Annotated in this window: 17 protein-coding genes and 1 pseudogene; 15 read left to right on the forward strand and 3 right to left on the reverse strand. The window is 62.3% G+C overall.

Features of this window, described 5'->3' with window-relative positions; genetic code table 11:
• Positions 1 to 109: 109 nt before the first annotated feature.
• Together ACWI6D_RS02185 and ACWI6D_RS02190 are read right to left on the reverse strand one after the other, a co-directional pair.
• A complete protein-coding gene (locus ACWI6D_RS02185) occupies positions 110 to 637 on the reverse strand; it encodes a hypothetical protein (protein ID WP_449133501.1) in 528 nt (175 codons plus the stop codon).
• Positions 638 to 729: 92 nt separating this feature from the next.
• Positions 730 to 1,923, reverse strand: coding sequence for an MFS transporter (locus ACWI6D_RS02190; RefSeq protein WP_449133502.1), 1,194 nt, complete (start codon positions 1,921 to 1,923; stop codon positions 730 to 732).
• A 333-nt stretch (positions 1,924 to 2,256) separates the two neighbouring features.
• Here ACWI6D_RS02190 and carA point away from each other — a divergent pair, with 333 nt between their 5' ends.
• The 12 genes from carA (at position 2,257) to holA (ending at position 16,700) form a co-directional block, all read left to right on the forward strand.
• Positions 2,257 to 3,618: a glutamine-hydrolyzing carbamoyl-phosphate synthase small subunit gene (gene carA / locus ACWI6D_RS02195; protein WP_449133503.1), complete on the forward strand. Its 1,362-nt coding sequence runs from the start codon at positions 2,257 to 2,259 to the stop codon at positions 3,616 to 3,618.
• Positions 3,611 to 6,865: a carbamoyl-phosphate synthase large subunit gene (gene carB, locus ACWI6D_RS02200; RefSeq protein WP_449133504.1), complete on the forward strand. Its 3,255-nt coding sequence runs from the start codon at positions 3,611 to 3,613 to the stop codon at positions 6,863 to 6,865. The genes carA and carB overlap by 8 nt, the downstream gene beginning before the upstream one ends.
• A 170-nt stretch (positions 6,866 to 7,035) precedes the next feature.
• Positions 7,036 to 7,842 carry a dihydroorotate dehydrogenase electron transfer subunit gene (locus tag ACWI6D_RS02205; protein WP_449133505.1) on the forward strand — a complete coding sequence of 269 codons (807 nt, stop codon included), beginning with the start codon at positions 7,036 to 7,038 and terminating at the stop codon, positions 7,840 to 7,842.
• Positions 7,843 to 8,793, forward strand: coding sequence for a dihydroorotate dehydrogenase (locus ACWI6D_RS02210; RefSeq protein ID WP_302716788.1), 951 nt, complete (start codon positions 7,843 to 7,845; stop codon positions 8,791 to 8,793).
• Positions 8,787 to 9,515 carry an orotidine-5'-phosphate decarboxylase gene (pyrF, locus tag ACWI6D_RS02215; protein ID WP_449133506.1) on the forward strand — a complete coding sequence of 243 codons (729 nt, stop codon included), beginning with the start codon at positions 8,787 to 8,789 and terminating at the stop codon, positions 9,513 to 9,515. The genes ACWI6D_RS02210 and pyrF overlap by 7 nt, the downstream gene beginning before the upstream one ends.
• 220 nt (positions 9,516 to 9,735) lie before the next feature.
• Positions 9,736 to 10,044, forward strand: a complete 309-nt coding sequence (gene mihF / locus ACWI6D_RS02220) for an integration host factor, actinobacterial type (RefSeq protein ID WP_288284202.1) — start codon at positions 9,736 to 9,738, stop codon at positions 10,042 to 10,044.
• Between the two features lie 3 nt (positions 10,045 to 10,047).
• Entirely contained in the window at positions 10,048 to 10,620 is a 573-nt protein-coding gene (gene gmk, locus ACWI6D_RS02225) for a guanylate kinase (RefSeq protein WP_129422915.1), read from the forward strand.
• Between the two features lie 7 nt (positions 10,621 to 10,627).
• Positions 10,628 to 10,888 (forward strand): DNA-directed RNA polymerase subunit omega, encoded by a 261-nt coding sequence (locus ACWI6D_RS02230; protein WP_129422914.1) that lies wholly within the window; start codon positions 10,628 to 10,630, stop codon positions 10,886 to 10,888.
• A 219-nt stretch (positions 10,889 to 11,107) separates the two neighbouring features.
• On the forward strand, positions 11,108 to 12,331 hold the full coding sequence (gene thiI / locus ACWI6D_RS02235) for a tRNA uracil 4-sulfurtransferase ThiI (RefSeq protein ID WP_449133507.1): 1,224 nt from the start codon (positions 11,108 to 11,110) through the stop codon (positions 12,329 to 12,331).
• 263 nt (positions 12,332 to 12,594) lie between these two features.
• Positions 12,595 to 13,266: a ComEA family DNA-binding protein gene (locus tag ACWI6D_RS02240; RefSeq protein ID WP_449133508.1), complete on the forward strand. Its 672-nt coding sequence runs from the start codon at positions 12,595 to 12,597 to the stop codon at positions 13,264 to 13,266.
• On the forward strand, positions 13,254 to 15,668 hold the full coding sequence (locus ACWI6D_RS02245; RefSeq protein ID WP_449133509.1) for a DNA internalization-related competence protein ComEC/Rec2: 2,415 nt from the start codon (positions 13,254 to 13,256) through the stop codon (positions 15,666 to 15,668). The genes ACWI6D_RS02240 and ACWI6D_RS02245 overlap by 13 nt, the downstream gene beginning before the upstream one ends.
• A gap of 9 nt (positions 15,669 to 15,677) precedes the next feature.
• A complete protein-coding gene (holA, locus tag ACWI6D_RS02250) occupies positions 15,678 to 16,700 on the forward strand; it encodes a DNA polymerase III subunit delta (RefSeq protein WP_449133510.1) in 1,023 nt (340 codons plus the stop codon).
• A gap of 466 nt (positions 16,701 to 17,166) precedes the next feature.
• Here the strand turns inward: holA and rpsT are convergent.
• Positions 17,167 to 17,424, reverse strand: a pseudogene (rpsT, locus tag ACWI6D_RS02255) (30S ribosomal protein S20); the annotation flags it as partial.
• A gap of 370 nt (positions 17,425 to 17,794) precedes the next feature.
• On the opposite strand from rpsT, the gene ACWI6D_RS02260 reads away from it, so the two are divergent.
• From ACWI6D_RS02260 to ACWI6D_RS02270, 3 genes are all read left to right on the forward strand, one after another.
• Positions 17,795 to 18,217, forward strand: a complete 423-nt coding sequence (locus ACWI6D_RS02260; protein ID WP_449133511.1) for a hypothetical protein — start codon at positions 17,795 to 17,797, stop codon at positions 18,215 to 18,217.
• Positions 18,218 to 18,324: 107 nt separating this feature from the next.
• Complete coding sequence (lepA, locus tag ACWI6D_RS02265; RefSeq protein ID WP_129422908.1) at positions 18,325 to 20,127, forward strand: translation elongation factor 4; 1,803 nt, start codon at positions 18,325 to 18,327, stop codon at positions 20,125 to 20,127.
• 12 nt (positions 20,128 to 20,139) lie between these two features.
• The gene (locus tag ACWI6D_RS02270) at positions 20,140 to 20,337 is read left to right on the forward strand and encodes a hypothetical protein (RefSeq protein ID WP_129422907.1); all 198 of its coding nucleotides are present in this window, start codon (positions 20,140 to 20,142) and stop codon (positions 20,335 to 20,337) included.
• The last annotated feature ends 35 nt before the right edge of the window (positions 20,338 to 20,372 follow it).

Here is a 20,372-nt window from a genome sequence, read left to right on the forward strand (position 1 = left end):
GGATGGAATCACAAGAGGTGGCTGTGCGGTTTTCAGCCGTCATTTCCTGCGCGATGCTTGATATCGGACTGTTGCCATTGCCTTGTTTCACTCTTGATGAGGGACGTTGCTACTTCCGCAGCATCTTCAGGCCGCACAGCGTGCCGGGAATCATGAACAAACCGCCGAGGACGGTGATAAACGCCAGAACGCCTGCAAGCGACAGGGCGGAGGCTAGGCCGCTCATGGCAACGCTTAGCAGCGTGGTGCCCACGTAGCCGGCGAAGTTGATGAGCGAAACCACGCTGGCGCTTTCCGATGGGTCGCTGTAGCTGATAAGCATGTGTATGCTGGCCGACAGGATGATGCCGCATGCCACGGCGAACACGGCGCACCCCAGCGCGCCGAACGCCAGCGATGCCGCCACCATGGGTTTGCGACCTAATGCATCTGACAGCGAACCGCCCATGAACAGCACCACCAGCACGCCGGCAAGGTAGTACACGGTGGTCAGGGACACGTCGGAGTCCGTAAGCCCAAGCGTTGCCTGGTAATCGGCGCACAGCGGAATGGGCAACGCCGCAGCGGCAAACGTCGCCATCATGGCAACGGCTGCTATGATGGCGCTGCGAAGGCTAACCTTGGCGCTTCGAGACATTGCTGGCGCTGCTTCTTCACTTGGCATGCCGAACTGCCTTTCCCGACCATTTCACGCAGGCGTGCCATTGCACGAAAACGCTGCGCAACCCCTTATTTCTCTTTCGCTAGCTTTATGCAGCCAGGTACCACGGAAACGGCAGCCATGACAACGATCAGCGCGAACACCCAGGCCAAATCCACGCTATCTGCAACAGCGGTAACCACGGTGCTGACCACGGTAGAGCCTGCGTAACCACAGAAGTTCGTCAACGAAACAACGCTGGCGTTCTCCTGAGGAGTCGATGCGCTGATGAGCATATGCATGCTGGCGGAAAGTACGATGCCGCACGCTGCGGCGAACAGCACCTCAAGCACGAAGAACAGCGCAAGCTGCCCGGCAACCATACAGGCAAGCAACGCCAAGCTGGTTGCGAACGTAGCTGCCAGGCCGAACACCATGGATGCTCGCGTTCCGATGCGCGCCGATATGGGCCCGCCCAATGCGCTTGGCGCCATGGCCAGCGCTAACACCAACGACGGGATAAGCGGGTCGTTGGCGCCAAAGTAGTCCACAGAAGCCGGGGTGGCCAGCGATTGAAAGAAAAATCCCACCGACCACGTGGAAATATACCCGCCGGCCGCAATGGGCAGCAGGCCTTTCAGGTGGACCGGCACCTGCAGCATAGGCTTGACGGCGCGCCGCCACGTGATGCGATTCACCACTGTTTCCTTCGTGAACGGCAGAAACGCCAGCGTTGCCGCCATGATGAAAACCAAGACGATGAACACTACCCAATAATCGGTTGAAGCCGTGGCGAACAGGCCAATGCCAAGCGATCCGACGGTAAGCCCGATGAGGTACCCCGTGCTGGCGATGGTCATGCCGAACGTGCGATGGTTGTCCGAGGTGCAATCGATGACGAATGCCGACGTGGCGCTCATGCCCAGCGCGCAGGAAACGCCTTGTACGAATCGAGCAGCTTGCAACATGAAGCCGTTTTCCAGCCCCGCGAACAAGCAGCAGCCCGCGATGCCGCACAACAGCGAAGCCGCTACGGAAGGCCGCCGGCCGGACGCATCGGACAGCGAACCCGCGAAGAACAGCACGGCAAGCACGCCGATAAGATACGAGACGATGGTCATGGAAACATCGGAAGCCGCAAGCCCCAGCTCTGCCTGCCAATGCGCATATAAAGGAATGGGGGCACTGGCCGCGGCGAACACCGAAATCAAGGCCACCGTGGCAACGATGGCCCCTCGAAAAGCACCCGGAGGGCGTGAATCTGTCGATGACGTTTGCTCCATGGGCGCATCGTACTACTGAACAATAGATGCAGTCCAGTCGGATTATCGCTGAATTGTAGGGCCTGGCCAGGCGTTTTCGTGCGGGCGCACAATTCGGCGGCTACCGCTCACTGCATATTTTGTTAACAATCCGTAATAATAGTGCATAAATGCATGGTAATCCTCGATATTGCCGTATACTTGACCCATGTCCTTTAAGGGCGGTACGGAGAGACCGACAAGGCTAGCGCTGCAGCCGTTGGCTGCTACCAGGAAAACAACGTACGCCCTCGTGATCGAGGGTTTTTCTGTATGGAGCTCATTGGCGGTTGCATGCATGGAAAGGAGCACTTCTTGAGCAAGATATCACAGCAGTTGCTAAGCGGCACGTCGAAGGCCGCCGGCGCCCCGGCGGCGCTGGCGCTTGAAGACGGTGCGGTGTTCTACGGCACCGCGTGCGCCGCAGCAGGGGAGGCCTTTGGCGAAATCTGCTTCAACACGTCGTTGGAAGGCTACTTGGAAGTAGCCACCGACCCCAGCTACGCCGGGCAGATCATCACCATGACGTACCCGCAAATCGGCAATTACGGCGTGAACCCCGAAGACGCCCAGTCCGCCGCGCCGGCACTGCGCGGCCTGGTGGTGCGCGACATGTGCACCACGCCCAGCAATTGGCGCAGCAAGCTTTCCTTGCCTGAGTTCTTGCGACAACACAACGTAGTGGCCATCGAAGGCGTCGACACGCGCGCTTTGGTGCGCCACGTACGCGACCATGGCGCACAGCGCGCCATCATCTCCACGCTTGACCTCAGCAAGGAAAGCCTGCTGGCAAAGGTGCGCGCAAGCGAAAGCTTGGTGGGCCAGAACCTTGCAGCAACCGTTTCTTGCTCTAAACCGTATACGCACGGCATTGTCGACCTGCCTGAAAGCCACGCGTTCGCGCAAGCCCCCGCACCGGCCCCTCGCTTCAAAGTGGTCGCCTACGACTGCGGCGTGAAGCGCTCCATCCTTGATGGCCTGGTGCGCGCAGGCTGCGACGTGACGTGCGTGCCGTGGGACACGCCGGCCGAGCGCGTGCTGCAGCAGGCGCCCGACGGGTTGTTCCTCAGCAACGGCCCGGGCGACCCCGAAGCGGTTGAAGGCACATATTCCCAGGTGGAGAAGTTGCTGGGCAAGGTGCCCGTTTTCGGCATCTGCCTGGGGCACCAGATGATGTGCAAGGCGGCCGGTGCCGATATCGAGAAGCTGAAGTTCGGCCATCGCGGCGGCAACCACCCTGTCATGAACCTGCGTACGCACCGCGTGGAGATCACGGCGCAAAACCACGGATTCGGCCTGCTGTTCCCCAGCTTGGGCCCGCTGGTGCCTGAACTGTCCGGCGGTTTCAAGGGCCACGAAGGCGACCTGCGCTTCTGGGTGCGCGCCGGCATTGCCCCCGTGGTGCAAAACGAACGCTTCGGCCGCATCCAGCTGACGCACGTCAACCTCAACGACGGCACGGCCGAGGGTATCGCGTTTCTGGACATCCCGGCGTTTTCCGTGCAGTACCACCCCGAGGCCAACCCTGGCCCCACCGACGCGCACTACCTGTTCACGGCGTTTGCGCGCCTGATGGAGGGTCGCGAAGACTATCTGGACATCGACATCGCCGCCGACCGCTTGGCCGGATGGAAATTCGGCGCCGAGGGCGCTTGTAAGGAGGCTTGCAATGCCTAAGCGCACCGACATCAAAACCATTCTCGTCATCGGTTCGGGCCCCATCGTCATCGGTCAGGCCTGCGAATTCGACTACTCCGGCACGCAGGCGTGCAAGGTGCTCAAAGAAGAGGGTTACCGCGTGGTGCTGGTGAATTCGAACCCCGCCACCATCATGACCGACCCGTCCATGGCCGACCGCACCTACATCGAGCCCATCACGGCCGAGTTCGTGGAACAGGTCATCGCGAAAGAGCAGCCCGACGCGCTGCTGCCCACACTCGGCGGCCAAACGGGTCTGAACACCGCCGTTGAGCTGGCCGAATCCGGCGTGCTGGACAAGTACGGCGTGGAAATGATCGGCTGCGACCTTGACGCCATCAAGCGCGGCGAAGACCGCAAGCTGTTCAACGACTGCATGGCCGAGCTGGGCATCGAAACGGCGCGCAGCGGCTACGCGTACTCCGTTGAAGACGCGCTGGCCATCACCGAGGCGCTTGGGTACCCCGTGGTGCTGCGCCCCAGCTTCACCATGGGCGGCGCCGGCGGCGGCATCGCGCACACCGAAGACGAGCTGCGCCTGATCGTGTCGCAAGGCCTTGAGCTTTCGCCGGCGGGCGAGGTGCTGGTGGAGGAATCCATCGAAGGCTGGAAAGAGTTCGAGATGGAGGTCATGCGCGACCGCGCCGGCAACGGCATCATCGTATGCTCCATCGAGAACTTCGACGCCATGGGCGTGCACACGGGCGACTCCATCACCGTGGCGCCGGCGCAAACGCTCTCCGACGTGGAGTACCAGCGCATGCGCGCCGCCAGCCTTGCCATCTTGGAGAAGGTGGGCGTGGAGACGGGCGGCTCGAACGTGCAGTTCGCTGTGAACCCGCAAAATGGCCGCATGGTGGTCATCGAGATGAACCCGCGCGTGTCGCGCTCTTCCGCGCTTGCGTCGAAAGCCACCGGTTTCCCCATCGCGAAAGCCGCTGCGCGTCTGGCCGTCGGCTACACGCTCGACGAGATCGTCAACGACATCACGAAGGCAACGCCGGCGTGCTTCGAGCCGTCCATCGATTACTGCGTGGTGAAGGTGCCGCGCTTCGCGTTCGAGAAGTTCCAGGGCACCGACGATACGCTTTCCACCCGCATGAAGGCCGTGGGCGAGATCATGGCCATCGGCCGCACGTTCGAAGAGGCGCTTGGCAAGGCCATGCGTTCGCTTGAGAACGGACGCGCGGGCCTGAACGCCGACGGCAAGTGCAAGGAGATCCTCGACGAGGACGACTTCGACGACTTGGTAGGCCGCCCCACGCAGGATCGCATCTTCTACGTGGCCGAGGCGTTGCGCCGCGGCTGGACGGTCGACGCGGTGCACGAAGCCACGGGCATCGACCCGTGGTTCATCAGCCGCATGCGCGATATCGTGGTGGTAGAGGAAAACCTGCGCGGCATGCGCCTGGACGAGTTGGATGCCGACGCGTTTCGCCTGCTCAAGCGTATGGGGCTTTCCGATGCGCAAATCGCGCACCTCACGGGTTCCGACGAGATGACGGTGCGCACGTGCCGCAAGCTGCTCGGCGTGGTGCCGGCTTTTAAAACCGTTGACACGTGCGCTGCCGAGTTCCCCAGCAAAACGGCCTACCATTACAAAACCTACGACGCCGACGAAACCGAGGCGCCTGGTGCGCGCAGCCGCAAGCGCGCCATGATTCTGGGCGCCGGTCCCAACCGCATCGGCCAGGGCATCGAGTTCGACTACTGCTGCGTGCATGCCAGCTACGCGCTGCACGATGCGGGGTATGAAACCATCATGGTGAATTGCAACCCCGAAACGGTGTCCACCGACTACGACACGTCCGACAAGCTGTACTTCGAGCCGCTCACGTTCGAGGACGTCATGGACATCGTGGACGTCGAACAACCCGACGGCGTGGTGGTGACGCTGGGCGGCCAAACGCCGCTGAAGCTTGCCGCGGCGCTGCAGGACGCCGGCGTGCACATCATGGGCACGAAACCCGAGGCCATCGACCTGGCCGAAGACCGTGACCGCTTCCGCGCCATCTGCGACGAGTTGAACATCACGTACCCGGCTGCCGGTCAGGCGTCCACGTTCGAGGAAGCGTGCGTGGTAGCCGATCAAATCGGCTTCCCGCTGCTCGTGCGTCCCAGCTACGTGCTGGGCGGGCGCGGCATGGGCATCGTCTACGACGGCTCGCAGCTTGAAAAGTACATGGCCGAGGCCGCCAAAATCACGCCCGACCATCCCGTGTATCTTGACCGTTTCCTGGAAGGCGCCGTAGAGCTTGACCTCGACGCGTTGTGCGACGGCAACCAGGTATGGGTGGGCGCCATTATGGAGCACATCGAGATGGCCGGCATCCACTCGGGCGACTCGGCCTGCTGCACGCCGCCGTTTGCGCTGTCCGACGCCATCCAGGCCCAGCTGCGCGCCATTGCGCGCCGCCTGGCGCTGCGTTTGGGCGTTGTGGGGCTCATCAACATCCAATTCGCCATTAAAGACCAGGTCATCTACATGATCGAGGCGAACCCGCGCGCCAGCCGCACCGTGCCGTTCGCGTCGAAGGCTACGGGCGTTCCTCTGGCGAAGGCCGCGGCGCGCATCATGGCGGGGGAGAGTATCGCCAGCCTGAATTTGCCTTCCGATGAGCGCCGCCTTGACCACTTCAGCGTGAAGGAGGCCGTCATGCCGTTCGGCCGTTTCCCGGGCGCCGACACGGTGCTGGGTCCCGAGATGAAGTCGACGGGCGAGGTCATGGGCATCGCGTACAACTTCCCATGCGCCTACGCGAAAACGCAGCTAGCCATTAGCTACAAGCTGCCTGAAGGCGGCACGGTGTTCATCAGCGTGTGCGACCACGACAAGCGTCCCATCGTGTCCATCGCGCGCGACATCGTGCGCCTGGGCTTCCATATCGTGGCCACCGATGGCACAGCCCGCGCGCTGCGCGCCGCCGGCGTCGGTTGCACCACGGTCAAGAAGATCCACGAGGGTACGCCAAATGTGCGCGACATGCTGGTGGGTGGCCAGATCGCGCTTATGATTAACACGCCGTTCGGCCACGCCACGCGCAACGATGGCTACGAGCTGCGCACCGAGGCCGTCAAGCACGGCATCACGCAGGTCACGAACCTCGCCGGCGCGCAGGCCATGGTGGCCGGCATGGAGGCCTCGCGCGAAAACGGCCTGACCGTCATCGCGCTGCAAGACCTGCCGCAGCACACGTTGTCGCTCGGCCCTGCGCTTACCGCGTAATTTTTCCGCCCCGCGCAATGCTTTACAGGGACGCTTGCATGCAAGCGTCCCTTTTTCGTGTTCGTTTGCCGTTTCAAGGGCCACTTTGCGCCATCTAGCTGCAGCAATGATACAATCGCTGGCAATGTATCCGGCCGCAGGCGCGGCCATCCAACGAGGGAAGGAGCCCCGTGGCGCTTGTGAACGAGCGGGCGCGCATTCTAAGCAACGGATGCGTGGGCCCGAATCTGTATCTCATGACGCTTTCGGCGCCGGCTATCGCGGCCGCCATCGAACCCGGTCAGTTCGTGCATATGAAGATTCCTGGCATGGAGGGCCATATCCTGCGCCGCCCGTTTTCGGTGTACGCGGCCGATGCTGCTGCCGGCACGCTTGACGTGCTGTACCAAACCGTCGGATTCGGCACGAACCATCTGGCGGGTCTGGCGCCCGAAGCTGCCGACGCCGAACCGCAAAGCGAGCTCATCGGGCCCGTTGGCCGTCGCTGGAATGCGCCGGAAGGCTGCAAGCGCGCGCTGCTGGTGGCTGGCGGCGTGGGCGCAGCCCCTCTGTTCATGCTGTGCCAGGAACTGGTGGCCGCCGGCGTGCGCGTGGACGTGGTGCTGGGCGCGCAGACGCAGGCGGCCCTGGTGACGCTTGAGCGCTACCAGCAAACCGTCAACGGCAGCGTTGCCGTGGCTACCGACGACGGGTCGTTCGGCCGCGCCGGCTTCTGCACCTCGCTTTCGCAAGAAGCGCTTGACGCGGGCGTTAACGGCGAACGCTACGACTATGTGGCGTGCTGCGGCCCCGAGCCGCTTATGAAGATCGTGGTCGGTCAGGCCGCGCAGGCGGGCGTGCCGTGCCAAATCTCAATGGAGAAGCGCATGGCTTGCGGTGTGGGCGCGTGCCTGTCGTGCGTCGTCGACACCGTCGACGGCAAGCGCCGCTCATGCATCGACGGGCCCGTGTTCGATGCCGAAAAGGTGGTGTGGTAGATGACTGAAAACGAGCTGCTTCCCGAAACCAGCGCTCCTACCAGCGTGAACATGGCCGTGAACCTGGGCGGGCTTGCCATGAAGAACCCCGTCACCACCGCGTCGGGCACGTTTGCCGCAGGTCGCGAATACGCCGACTTCGTGGACGTCAGCGCGCTGGGCGCCGTCACCACGAAGGGCGTGTCGCTCAACGGTTGGGAGGGCAACGCATGCCCCCGCATCGCCGAGGTTGCCAGCGGCATGTTGAACTCCATCGGCCTGCAAAACCCGGGCGTGGCGCACCTGAAGGCCCACGAGCTGCCGTGGCTGGCCGAGGTGGGCGCCACCACCATCGTGAACGTTTCCGGCCACAGCTTCGACGAATACGTGCAGGTCATCGAGGCGCTTGAAGACGCGCCCGTCGACGCATACGAGGTGAACATCTCCTGCCCGAACGTCGATGCCGGCGGCATGACCATCGGCACGCACGCCGAATCCGTCGAGCGCGTGGTGGGGATGTGCCGCGCCGCCACGAAGCGCCCGCTTATCGTGAAGCTCACGCCGAACGTCACCGATATCGCCGAGATCGCGCGCGCCGCCGAGGCTGCCGGAGCCGACGCCATCTCGCTGATCAACACGCTCATGGGCATGGCCATCGACGCCGAGCGCCGCCGCACCGTCACGGCGCGCCCGCTTTGCGGTTTTTCCGGCCCCGCCATCAAGCCCGTGGCGCTGCGCTGTGTGTGGCAGTGCCACAACGCCGTGAAGGTTCCGCTTTTGGGTATGGGCGGCATCGCGTGCGGTACCGATGCGGTGGAGTTCATGCTTGCCGGCGCCACGGCCGTGGCCGTCGGCACCGCGAACTTCGTGAACCCCCAGGCAACCATTGACGTCATCGACGGCATCGCCGAGTACTGCGAGCGTCATGGCGTCAAAGACGTCAACGAACTGATTGGAGCTTTGCAATGCTAACCTCGTTTTCCGACATCCCCGCGCGCGACCGCGTCATCGTAGCCGTTGACTGCGACATCGAGGAAACGTTCGACCTGGCCGACAAGCTGCAGGGCAAGGCGAAATGGATGAAGGTTGGCATGACGCTGTTCTATGCCAACGGCCCGGCGGTGGTGTATGCGCTGAAGGAGCGCGGGTTCAAGGTGTTTTTGGACCTGAAGTTCCACGACATTCCGCACCAGGTCGAGGGCGCGGCGTATTCGGCTGCAGCCTCTGGCGCCGACATGATGACCATGCACACCGTTGGCGGCGTGGCCATGATGAGCGCGGCGCAGAAAGGCGCCGAGCGCGCTGCTGCCGAATACGGCTTCGAGGTGCCCGTCACGCTCGGCATCACCGTGCTGACGTCCATGAGTCAGGCCGCGCTTGCCGACACCGGCGTCACCCGCCCCATGGCCGAACAGGTCAACGTGCTTGCTGAGCAGGCAAAACGCGCCGGCATTTCTGGCGTTGTGGCGTCTCCCCAGGAAGCTTCCATGCTGCGCGACGTGCTGGGCCCCGAAGGCTACATCGTCACGCCCGGCGTGCGTCCGGCCGGCGCCGCCCTTGGAGACCAAAGCCGCGTGGCCACGCCCGCGCAGGCGTTCGCCAACGGTGCATCGCACATCGTCATCGGCCGCCCCATCACGCAGGCCGCAGACCCCGCCGCCGCCTTCGACGCCATTGTTGCCGAGCTTGATTAGGGAGATTCGGTAACGCGTTCATGACGCGAAGCCTACGCGTTTGCGCAAGCGTCGTCGTTGCCCTACAATGGCGCCTCGCGCACTCGGTTTCAAAGAAATCCGAGGTGCAGGCCGTGTTTTGGCGAAAACTTTTTTGTGGTTTGCTCGAATGACAGGTTGTCGTTGTCGCGTGACGTGCTAGTATCACGGCAACGCTTGAAGAACACGAAGGAGATTACTGATGGCTATTCCTCAACTCAGCGCTGAAGATCGTCAGGCGGCCCTTGAAAAGGCCAAGGCTGCTCGCATCAAGCGCGCGCAGGTTCGTGACGACCTTAAGGCTGGCAAGCTGACGCTTGCTCAGGTCATCGATATGAAGGAAGACCCGGTCGTCGGTCGTATGAAGGTTTCCACGCTCATCGAGACGCTGCCTGGCTACGGCAAGGCCAAGGCCGAGAAGGTTATGAAGGAGCTCCAGATCGCTGAAAGCCGTCGTCTGCGCGGTTTGGGCGAGCGCCAGCAGTCTGCGCTGCTGGAGCGTCTGGGCTAGCTCGTGCGTCGCGGCAACCTGTTCGTCATCTCCGGGCCATCGGGTGCTGGTAAAGGCACCTTGGTGGCCCGACTTGTGCAGGCGGTTCCCGATGCGTGGGTGTCCGTTTCGGCAACCACGCGCGCGCCGCGCAAAGGCGAGATCGACGGCGTTCACTACCAGTTCAAAACGCCCGAGCAATTCCAGCAGCTCATCGATACCGACGGCTTGCTTGAGTGGGCCGAGTACAGCTCGAACCGCTATGGTACGCCGCGCGCAAGCGTAGCCGAGCACATGGCGGCTGGCCAGCAGGTCATCCTGGAAATCGATGTGCAGGGCGCATTCCAAATCCGCGAGAAGGTGCCCGAGGCGCACCTCATTTTCATCGAGCCGCCTTCCATGGAAGTGCTTGAAGCGCGCCTGCGCGGCCGCGGAACCGAAACCGAGGAGGTCATCGAGCAGCGTCTTTCCGCTGCAAAGGTGGAGCTTTCTCGGAAAATGGAGTATGATATACAGCTTGTGAACGATGATTTGGACGAGGCGTGCGCCGCCCTCGTTTCCTACGTCAACGAACAAGCCGAGAAAACGCGAGGTTAGAAACCGTATGAGCATCATTGAACCCAGGATCACCGACCTTCTCAACGAGACGGACAACGACCGCTTCCTGCTGTGCGCTTTGGCGTCGAAGCGCGCCCACGACATCAACGACATGATGCGTGGCCAGCGCGATCGCGCCATCCAGCTGCAAACGGCCGTGGAAATCGCCAAGGCTGCCGACAAGAAGCCGCTGTCCATGGCGTTTGCCGAAATCGCTCGTGGCGACGTGTCCTACGACCCCGAAACCATCGACGCGCAGAACCACTAGTCCGCGTCTGGTAATCATTGCGGCGGGTTTCCCGCCGTCAAGCCCTCTGGCACCTTGTTCTGCCTGGAAGCACGTGCGTGAAATCGCACGGTGAACCTCCAGTTCAGAGGCAACGTGTCAGGGGGCTTTTGCTGTGAACGCTTATCCCTTGGCAGCACGCGCCGCCGCGCTTTTCGCGAAACCGCGGCCCTGCATGCCGCTTCACCTGAAGGACCTGTCATGACTGAATTCCAGCGTATCTGCCTGGTGCATTATCACGAGATCGGACTGAAGGGCCACAACCGCTCCACGTTTGAGATGCGCCTGCTGAAAAACCTCGAGGCGCTGCTCACCGATTTCGACATCGTCACCATCCACCGCATCTCGGGTCGCCTGTGCGTGTTCTTGCGCGAAGGCACCGATTGGGAAACGGAAAAGCGCTGCGCCGAGTTCATCCGCAAGGTTCCGGGCGTGGCGCGCGTCTCGTCGGGCTACAAGTGCGAGCGCGATCTGAAGCAGATGGAAGAAGCGGCGCTGGCCGCCATGGCCGATGTGGACGACTTCACCAGCTTCAAGGTGCAGGCGCGCCGCAACCATACGGATTTCGAAGTCGGTTCCATGGACATGAACCGCATCATCGGCGCGGCGCTGTGCGAGGCGCATCCCGAGAAAAAGGTGCAGATGAAAAACCCCGACGTCGTTGTTGGCGTCGAGGTTGTGCAGAACGCTGCATACGTATATGCGCGCAGCGTACGCGGCGTGGGCGGCTTGCCGGTGGGAAGCTCGGGCAAGGTGGCCTGCCTGCTTTCAAGCGGCATCGACTCCCCGGTGGCCACGTGGCGCATGGCGCGCCGCGGCGCCGTGTGCATCGGCGTCCATTTTTCGGGCCGTCCGCAAACGTCCGACACCAGCGAGTACCTGGTCGACGATATCGCGCACGTGCTGGAGAAGACCGGTTGCATTGCGCGCGTGTACGTAGTGCCGTTCGGCGACTATCAGCGTGAAATATCGCTGAAGGTGCCGCCGCAGCTGCGCGTCATCATGTATCGCCGCCTTATGTTCAAGGTAGCGCAGGAAATCGCCAGGCGCGAAGGCGCGAAGGCGCTGGTCACCGGCGAAAGTCTGGGCCAGGTTGCCTCGCAAACGCTTGACAACATCCGCTGCACCGACGCAGCCGTCGAGCTGCCCGTGTTCCGCCCGCTTATCGGCACCGACAAGCTTGAGATCATCGACATGGCCCAGCAGGCCGGCACGTTCGAAATCTCATCGCAGGACGCGCCCGACTGCTGCACACTGTTCATGCCGCGCAGCCCCGAAACGCACGCGCAGCTTGAAGACGTGCTTGCCGCCGAAGCGCTGCTGCCCATCGACGAATGGGTGCCCGAGATTGCGGACGCCGCCGAGCCGCACGACTACCGCTGCCCGGGCTACAAGCCGAAGAAAGCTCGCAAAGCGCAAGTGTAGGGTTACGCCCCGTATCAGATGATCAAGCCGCCGGTTATAAGCCGGCGGCTTTTGTTTTGGCGCGATTACCTGCGAAAACGAGTACAAGACGTGCTGCCTGCGTATAGCGAGGTGTGCGCCATGGGTGATTGCGGAGGGGCTTACGATGCGCGGCAAGCGTAAAAAGCTGCAAGGTTGCGCGTGCTATAGGCGCTGATATCGGCATAAGGTCTGCAAGGTTCGTACGCTAGGCTTGGCTCCGCAACCAGAAAGGAGCCTTCGGCATGGACTTTGTTCGCTACGCAGATTCGCTGCGCGCCAAGTTGCATATAGGTGGTGTGAAGCTGCCCGTCATGATCGGCATAACGGCCGCGGTGCTGGTGGTGCTGGCGCTTGCGGGATTCGGCATCGCTTCGGCCTTAGGCTCGAATGCGGGCGATTTCACCATTTCGCATAAGGAAGACGCATCGGCGCAAAAGGCTTCCGAGGACAGCGAAGCAGCGGCTAAGGAAAGCGTGTTCGTGCATGTCGGGGGAGCAGTTGCCGCGCCAGGCCTGTACGAGCTTCAGGCAGGAAGCCGCGTACAGCAGGCCATTGATGCCGCAGGCGGGTTTGCCGATGCGGCGGCAGCCGATGCCCTGAACTTGGCGCGCGTCGTGACCGATGGTGAACAGATTATCGTGCCGGAGGCAGCATCTGATCAGCCTGGTCAAGGCATCGACCCATCGGCCGCTTCCGCAAACACCTCTTTCGCTGCGCCAGGCAAAGTCAACATCAACAGCGCTACGGCAGACGAATTGCAGCAGCTCAACGGCGTGGGACCGGCGTTAGCTCAACGCATCGTCGACGATCGGATAGCGAATGGCGCGTTCGTAACCATCGAAGACCTCAAGCGCGTATCAGGCATAGGGGACAAGAAGTTCGCTTCACTGGCCGATTCGATATGCGTAGGGTAGCAATTGCCCAAAGCGAGTTGCTCAACGATGGTTTCGCACTCGAACAGCAAGACTTTACCTCGCGCGCGTTTCCCGCGTGTCCCACCATCCCCGTTACGCTGGCGCTTGCCGTAGGATTGTGGGCTGGAAGCGCCGCGACGCTGACGTTGACTATGCAGGCAGAAGCCATCGCATGCATTGCCGCTGCCCTAGCCAATGGGATTGCAGCGTCGGCGCTGCTGTTACTGTGGTGGCGAAGACGAAAGCTCGCGCTTACTTGGATGCTGGCCATCGGATTGCTAGCTGGTGGCGCACTCGGATGCGCAAAAGCTGCCACGCTGCACGTTCAACAAGCCGCGGCGGAAAACATGCAAGGGCGCCTTTCCATTGTTGCGCTTGCAGACGGCTCAAGCGGCTCTTTTGGAACATCGTGCCTGGCGCGCGTTACCGCCGAGAGCTCTTCAGCGTCGGTTGTGGCGACGGTATCGTTTCCTAAAGATACGCCAACGGTAGCGTATGGAAACGTTTTCGAAGGCTATGGCACCGTAAGCGCCCCATCGCAAACACGTGAAGCGTATTGCTGGCAGAAGGGCGCCGTGGCAAACGTCAAGCTGCGCACGTGCGAACAGGTTGGACGAGCAGACGTCCTTGGCATGCTAACCGCCATACGGCAACAGGCAATAACCCTGCTGACGCAGCCGCAACGCATCGACAACGGACTTGCCGCCGCGCTGGTATGCGGATGGCGCGGCGCACTTGACGAGGAAACATACCGAGACTTCCAGGTCAGCGGGTTAGCGCACGTCGTGGCCGTATCGGGTGCTCATCTATCTATCATGGTCGCATTCGTTGCATCGGCCGTCCGGCTGCTCAGGCTACCACGCAACCTATCGATGGCGCTGCAAATATCGCTGGTGCTCGCCTACCTTGTGTTGACCGCCGTCCCGGTTTCCGCTGTTCGTGCGGCAGTGATGACCATTGCGGGGCTGTTGTCTTGGACGGCGCGGCGGCGGGCCTCTTCGTTGTCTTCGCTATCCATTTGCATGGCGGGCCTCATCGCGCTCGACCCGCTTGCGGCGCTATCGGCTTCGTTTGCGCTGTCGGCTTTCGCCACGTTGGGCATCGTCCTGTTCGGCTCGCTCATCAATCGCTGGATCGAGCGCCTGGCACCACGGGTTCCCGCTTTTGCGCGCGAAGCCCTTGCGCTGACGTTGGCGTCCTCGGTTTTAGCAACACCCCTGTCCGCTGCGTTGTTTTCCCAGCTTCCCCTGGTGGCACCGCTTGCGAATATGGCAACAGGCCCGCTCTTCGGGCCGGTATGCACGGCCGGCATCCTTTGCAGCATGGCGGCGCTTGCGGTTCCTGCCACCGCAGGGTGCATGGCTGCGGTGGCCTGCGGGCTAGCCTGGTTGCTGCGCTCAGTCACGCACGCAGTAGCGTGTATCCCGTATGCCAGCATACCCGTCACCTTGTCTTTAGGTGCCGCGCTGGCGCTAGGCTTCGCTTGCGCTGCGGCGCTGTGGCTGTGGTGGCCAACGCCAAGCACGAAGAAGCGCCGGCACCGCAACCTTCGATGGGCTTGTGCTAGCGTTGCCGGCTGTTTGCTCGTTGGCGCGTTGCTTGTTGCTTTCGGCCAAAACGGAGCAACGGAAATCATTGCGCTTGATGTAGGGCAGGGCGATGCCATCCTCGTGCGCAGCAAAGGGAAGGCCATCCTCATCGATACCGGTAACCAGGACAACATGCTGCGAGAAGCGCTGGCGCGACAACGCATTGCCCACCTTGACGCCATCGTCATCACGCATCCCGACGACGACCACATGGGTTCGCTCACCTCGCTGCGCGGCGTCGTGCAAACCAATCGCGTGCTGGTAGCAAACGATGCGCTCACCTGCGCATGCGCATCGTGCTGCACCCTGCGAAACAACGCTTGCCAGCTGGTAGGCGAGCACAACATAGCAGGGTTGTCTCAAGGCGACGCCATAACTGCAGGGTTCTTAACCCTCACCTGCGTCTGGCCAGCAGCATTCACTGACGAAGGCGGCAACGCCGACAGCGTGTGCCTTCTGGCAGATGCGGACGTCAACGGAGACGGGCAAGGGGAGTGGCGAAGCCTGCTTGTGGGCGACGCCGAGCACGACCAGCTTGCGGCCATGATTGAAAACGGGAGCGTTGGAGATGTTGACCTCTACAAAGTAGGGCACCACGGATCGAAAAACGCCCTGACCGAAGAGCAGGCTCGTACCTTGCAACCCGAAATATCGCTCGTCTCGGTGGGTGCTCACAACCGCTATGGCCATCCCGCCGCAAACACCCTTGACGCCCTGCAAGCTGCTGGAAGCACCATACTGCGCACCGACGAGCATGGGGACGTGGTCTGCAGATTCACGGAACGTGCCATCGAGGTAAGCTGCCTGCGGTAGAATGGCCGCATGACTGATACGAAACATACCGGGGCGGCGCTGCTGCCCGTCTACCTCATCAACGGCGAAGACGCGCTCAAACGCGACGCCGTTATGAAACGCCTGCGAGAACGCTTGTCGAAGATGGGCGACTTGTCGTTCAACTCCGACGTGTTCGAAGGCGCGGGATTCACCGGCGACGACGTGGTGAACGCCTGCAACACCATCCCGTTCGCATCCGATGTGCGCCTGGTGGAGGTGCGCGGCGTCGACAACCTCAAGAAAGCCGATTCCGAGCCTATCGTTGCCTATCTTGATGCACCGTGCGAGTCCACGGTGCTGGCGTTAGTAGCCGAAAAGCTGGCGAAGAACACGCGGCTGTACAAAGCAGTGGCCAAGCACGGCAAAACCGCCGTCATCGACTGCGCACCCCCGAAGGCGCGCGACTTGCCGAAACTGGTGCGTTCCATGGCCGTCGGCCACGGCGTCACGTTCTCGGAAGGCGCTGCTGCCACGCTCGTAAGCTTGGTCGGCGAAGGCACCGTGCATCTGGATGCCGAAATCAAGAAGATTGCGCTGGCGCACACCGGCACGGCCGCCGTCGGCGAGCAAGAGGTGCTGCAGCTGGTCAGCCGCACGGCCGAGGCAAAGCCATGGGATTTCGTGAACGCGTTCGCCGCGCGCGACACAGCCCGCTGCCTGCTGCTTTTGCAACGCATGCGCTCGGTGTCGCCCTATGCGCTCATGCCCATGTGCACGGCGCGCCTGCGCGAACTCATCTGCGCGAAAAGCATGGCGGCGCGCGGCAACACCACGCCGCGCGCGCTCGCCGCCGCCCTCACCGACTACGCGAAAATCGCGAACGAGAAGGCGCGGCCGAAGCAGGATTGGCAAGTGAAAGACCACGTGTCCTGCGCGCGCCGCTTTACTGCAGACGAGCTGCGCGCAGCGCTCATCAGCGCGCGGAACACCGAGCAGGCCATGAAAAGCGGCGCAGATCCCGATGCCGCATTTCGCGAATGGGTGGTCGGTGTCACCGCCAAACGGCGCTAAGGTAGCAATACCGCAGCTGCTTTCCCGTTCGCAGAAATCAGGAATGGCGTAAGACGCCAGCTGAGCAGGGAAGTTGCAACCAAACCAAGCAAGCAAGAAGCCCCCACATCATGTCCCCACGTTCCCTGCCGGCACCCCCAGTTCCCATCTCAACCGTCCCAAACACAAAAACGCCCCGGAAATCCGGGGCGTTTCGCACTCAAACTAAAGCAGCGGGCTATTCAGCAGCCTCTTCGCCTTCGCCGGCCTCAGCCTCGGCGGCGGCAGCCTCAGCAGCAGCCTTGGCCTTGCGCTCGGCGGCAGCAGCTTCCTGCTTCAGCTGCTCGGCACGACGCAGCGCCTTGGCCTCGGAAGCGGCCTTCATGGCAGCAACGCGCTCAGCCTTGCGAGCAGCCTTCTTGTTGCCGTTGGACTCCTGCTTCTTAGCCTCGGGCTTCACGTAAGCGGCGCGCACCTCGTCGGTGACGATGGTGTTCACCAGGTTCATGATGCCGGACTTGCGGTTCGCGGCCTGGTTCTTGTGGATGATGCCCTTGGAAGCGGCCTTGTCCAACAGACGGCAGGCGTACAGCGCCTTGGCGTAAGCGGCGGTAGCGTCGCCAGCGGCAACGGCCTCGCGAGCAGCGCGCACGGCGGTCTTCAGCTCGGACTTGCAGGCGCGATTGCGCTGACGGGACTTCTCGTTGGTGACGATGCGCTTTTTCTGGCTCTTGATGTTTGCCATTTCGAAACTCCTTCGATACGTGGTGTGCCCTTCAGGACCTTCCTGCGAAACCGGCAGGCAAAAGGAGTGAAATGCGCGGATGACAGATTGGCATATGCCGCCATCAGGCGTAAACCTTTCAAGAAGGTGCATATGCGGAACGGTCAGGTTTTCCCGTTCAGGTAAGCCAATCGGCCACCCGGCACTACGACTATCCTTCGTGCAGCCTTGTCTGCGGATTCGCTTTCACGTTTTGTGAGCGAACGTCGCGCCGGATACGCAATGCGATAGAATACCGCATGTTGCGCGCAAGCGCACAGACATTTTGAAACTTGTGCAGAGGAATGCACATTTTCGTTCGATGCAAACGGAAGAAAAGGGGTTTTCCATAATGCGGACGAAGGTTCTTGCCGCGGCGTGCGCGGCGGCGCTTGCCGTCGGTGCGTGCGGCCTTGCCGGCTGCGGCGCGAAACAGCACGAGATCATCGACCAGGGAAAGGCATGCGCGTCGTGCCATTCCGACGAGAAGCAAACCTATGACGTGGCGCAACCGGAATCGGCCGCCCAATCCACTGGCGAGGTGCACGTGAAAACGGACGCTTCGCAGGTGATCATCTGCAAGCCGACGTTCATCTCCGAAGACGGGTCGAAGTTCGTGCCCGAGCAAACGTCCACGCAGTCCGTGTCGGGGGGTGAGGCCACCATCACGCTGCCCGAAGGCACGTGGGCCGTGTGCACCAACGATGGCCAGGTGAAGGCGAAGCTGGTCACGGTAAGCGCGCAGGCGGCCGGCGCCGCTGACGTGGAATTGTAGTGCTTGGCCGGCAAGCTCGCCTGCAACCCTGATAGAATCGAGCGAAACGCAAAATCGCGCAGCCGCGTGCAAAGTCGCTGCGCGCCCGTTATATGAAAGCCGAGGCCATGACCGACCCTTCGCATATTCGCAACTTCAGCATCATCGCCCATATCGACCACGGCAAGTCCACGCTGTCCGACCGCATCCTCGAGATGACGGGCACGGTGGCGCACCGCGACATGCAGGCGCAGCTGCTTGACAGCATGGACATCGAGCGCGAGCGCGGCATCACCATCAAAAGCCAGGCCGTGCGCGTCAGCTACACGGCCGATGACGGCGAAACGTACCAGTTCAACCTCATCGACACGCCCGGCCACGTCGACTTTACGTACGAGGTCAGCCGCAGCCTGGCCGCATGCGAAGGCGCGGTGCTGGTGGTGGACGCCACGCAGGGCGTCGAGGCGCAAACGGTGGCCAACGCCATGATGGCCATGAACGCCAACCTGGAGATCATCCCGCTTATCAACAAGATCGACCTCCCCTCCGCCGAGCCCGAGCGCGTGAAGGCCGAAATCGAGGACGGCCTTGCCATCCCGGCAGACGACGCCGTGCTGGCAAGCGGCAAAACGGGCGTGGGCGTGCACGACCTGCTGGAAGCGGTGGTGTACAACATCCCCGCGCCGCAGGGCAACGCCGACGCACCGCTGCGCGCGCTCATCTTCGACAGCTATTTCGACCCGTACCGCGGCGTCGTGGCGCTGGTGCGCGTGGTGGACGGCTCCATGCACAAAGGCCAGAAGCTGCGCCTTATGGCATCGGGCAAGGTCATCCAGGCCGAAGAGGTCGGTGCGCGCCACCCCGTGGAAGAGCCGCTGCCCGAGCTTTCCGTGGGCGAGGTAGGATACCTGGTCACGGGCCTGAAAGACCTGTCGCATGTCAAGGTGGGCGACACTATCACGCTGGCCGAAGGCGGCGTGGACGAGCCGCTGCCTGGCTACCGCGAGGCCAAGCCCATGGTGTACACGGGCTTGTTCCCCATCGACTCCGACCAGTACGAGCCGCTCAAAGAGGCGCTCGAGAAGCTGTCGCTCAACGACCCGGCGCTTATCTGGGAGCCGGAAAAGTCCCACGCGCTGGGATTCGGCTTCCGCGTAGGCTTTTTGGGCCTGCTACACATGGAAGTGGTGAAGGAGCGTCTGGAGCGCGAGTTCAACCTGGACCTTCTGGCCACGGCGCCGTCGGTGGAGTACCACGTGTACCGCCAAGGCGGCCAGATGATCAGCCTGCACTCGCCGCAAGAGATGCCCGACCCAGGCGAGATCGAGCGCATCGAGGAACCCTACCTCAAGGCGAAGATCCTCATCCCGCCCGATTACGTGGGCGCCGTCATGGACCTTACCGTGGCGCGCCGCGGCACGTTCGTTACCATGAACTACCTGTCGCAGCACACGGTGGAGATGCTGTGGGAGATTCCGCTGTCCGAGCTGATCATGGACTACTTCGACAAGCTGAAGTCGAACACGAAAGGCTACGCAAGCCTGGACTACGACTTCGATGGGTACAAGCCGTCGAACCTGGTGAAGCTTGACATCCTGCTTTCCGGCAAGCCCATCGACGCGCTCAGCTTCATCGTGCACCGCGACAAAGCCTATGAGCGCGGGCGCGTGCTTACGGAGAAGCTGAAGGACATCATCCCACGTCAGATGTTCGAAGTGCCCATCCAGGCCGCCATCGGCGGCCGCGTGCTGGCGCGCGAGACGGTGAAAGCCAAGCGCAAAGACGTGCTGGCGAAATGCTACGGCGGCGACATCAGCCGCAAGCGAAAGCTGCTGGAAAAGCAGAAGCAAGGCAAGAAGCGCATGAAGGCCATCGGCAACGTGGAAGTGCCGCAAGAGGCGTTCATGGCCATTTTGAAGGTTGACGATTAGGACTTGGGTCATATGAGCAAAAGTTCGCGCGAAGAGGGAAGCTGGCTTGACGACGCATTCGACGAGAACAAGGCGAAAGCCGAGCTCGAACGCGCGCAAGGCGGCAGCACGAAGGCGGCCGGCTGCGGTTGCGTGGTCGTGGTCGTCGCGCTTGTCTGCTTGCTGGTGTTCACGCTGGTGTCGGGCGTAGGCATTCTCTCATCGTTGTAACGCATGAAGCCGGAGCCGGGGTTGTGAAAGCCCAT

It is taken from the genome of Senegalimassilia sp. (genome assembly GCF_977052095.1).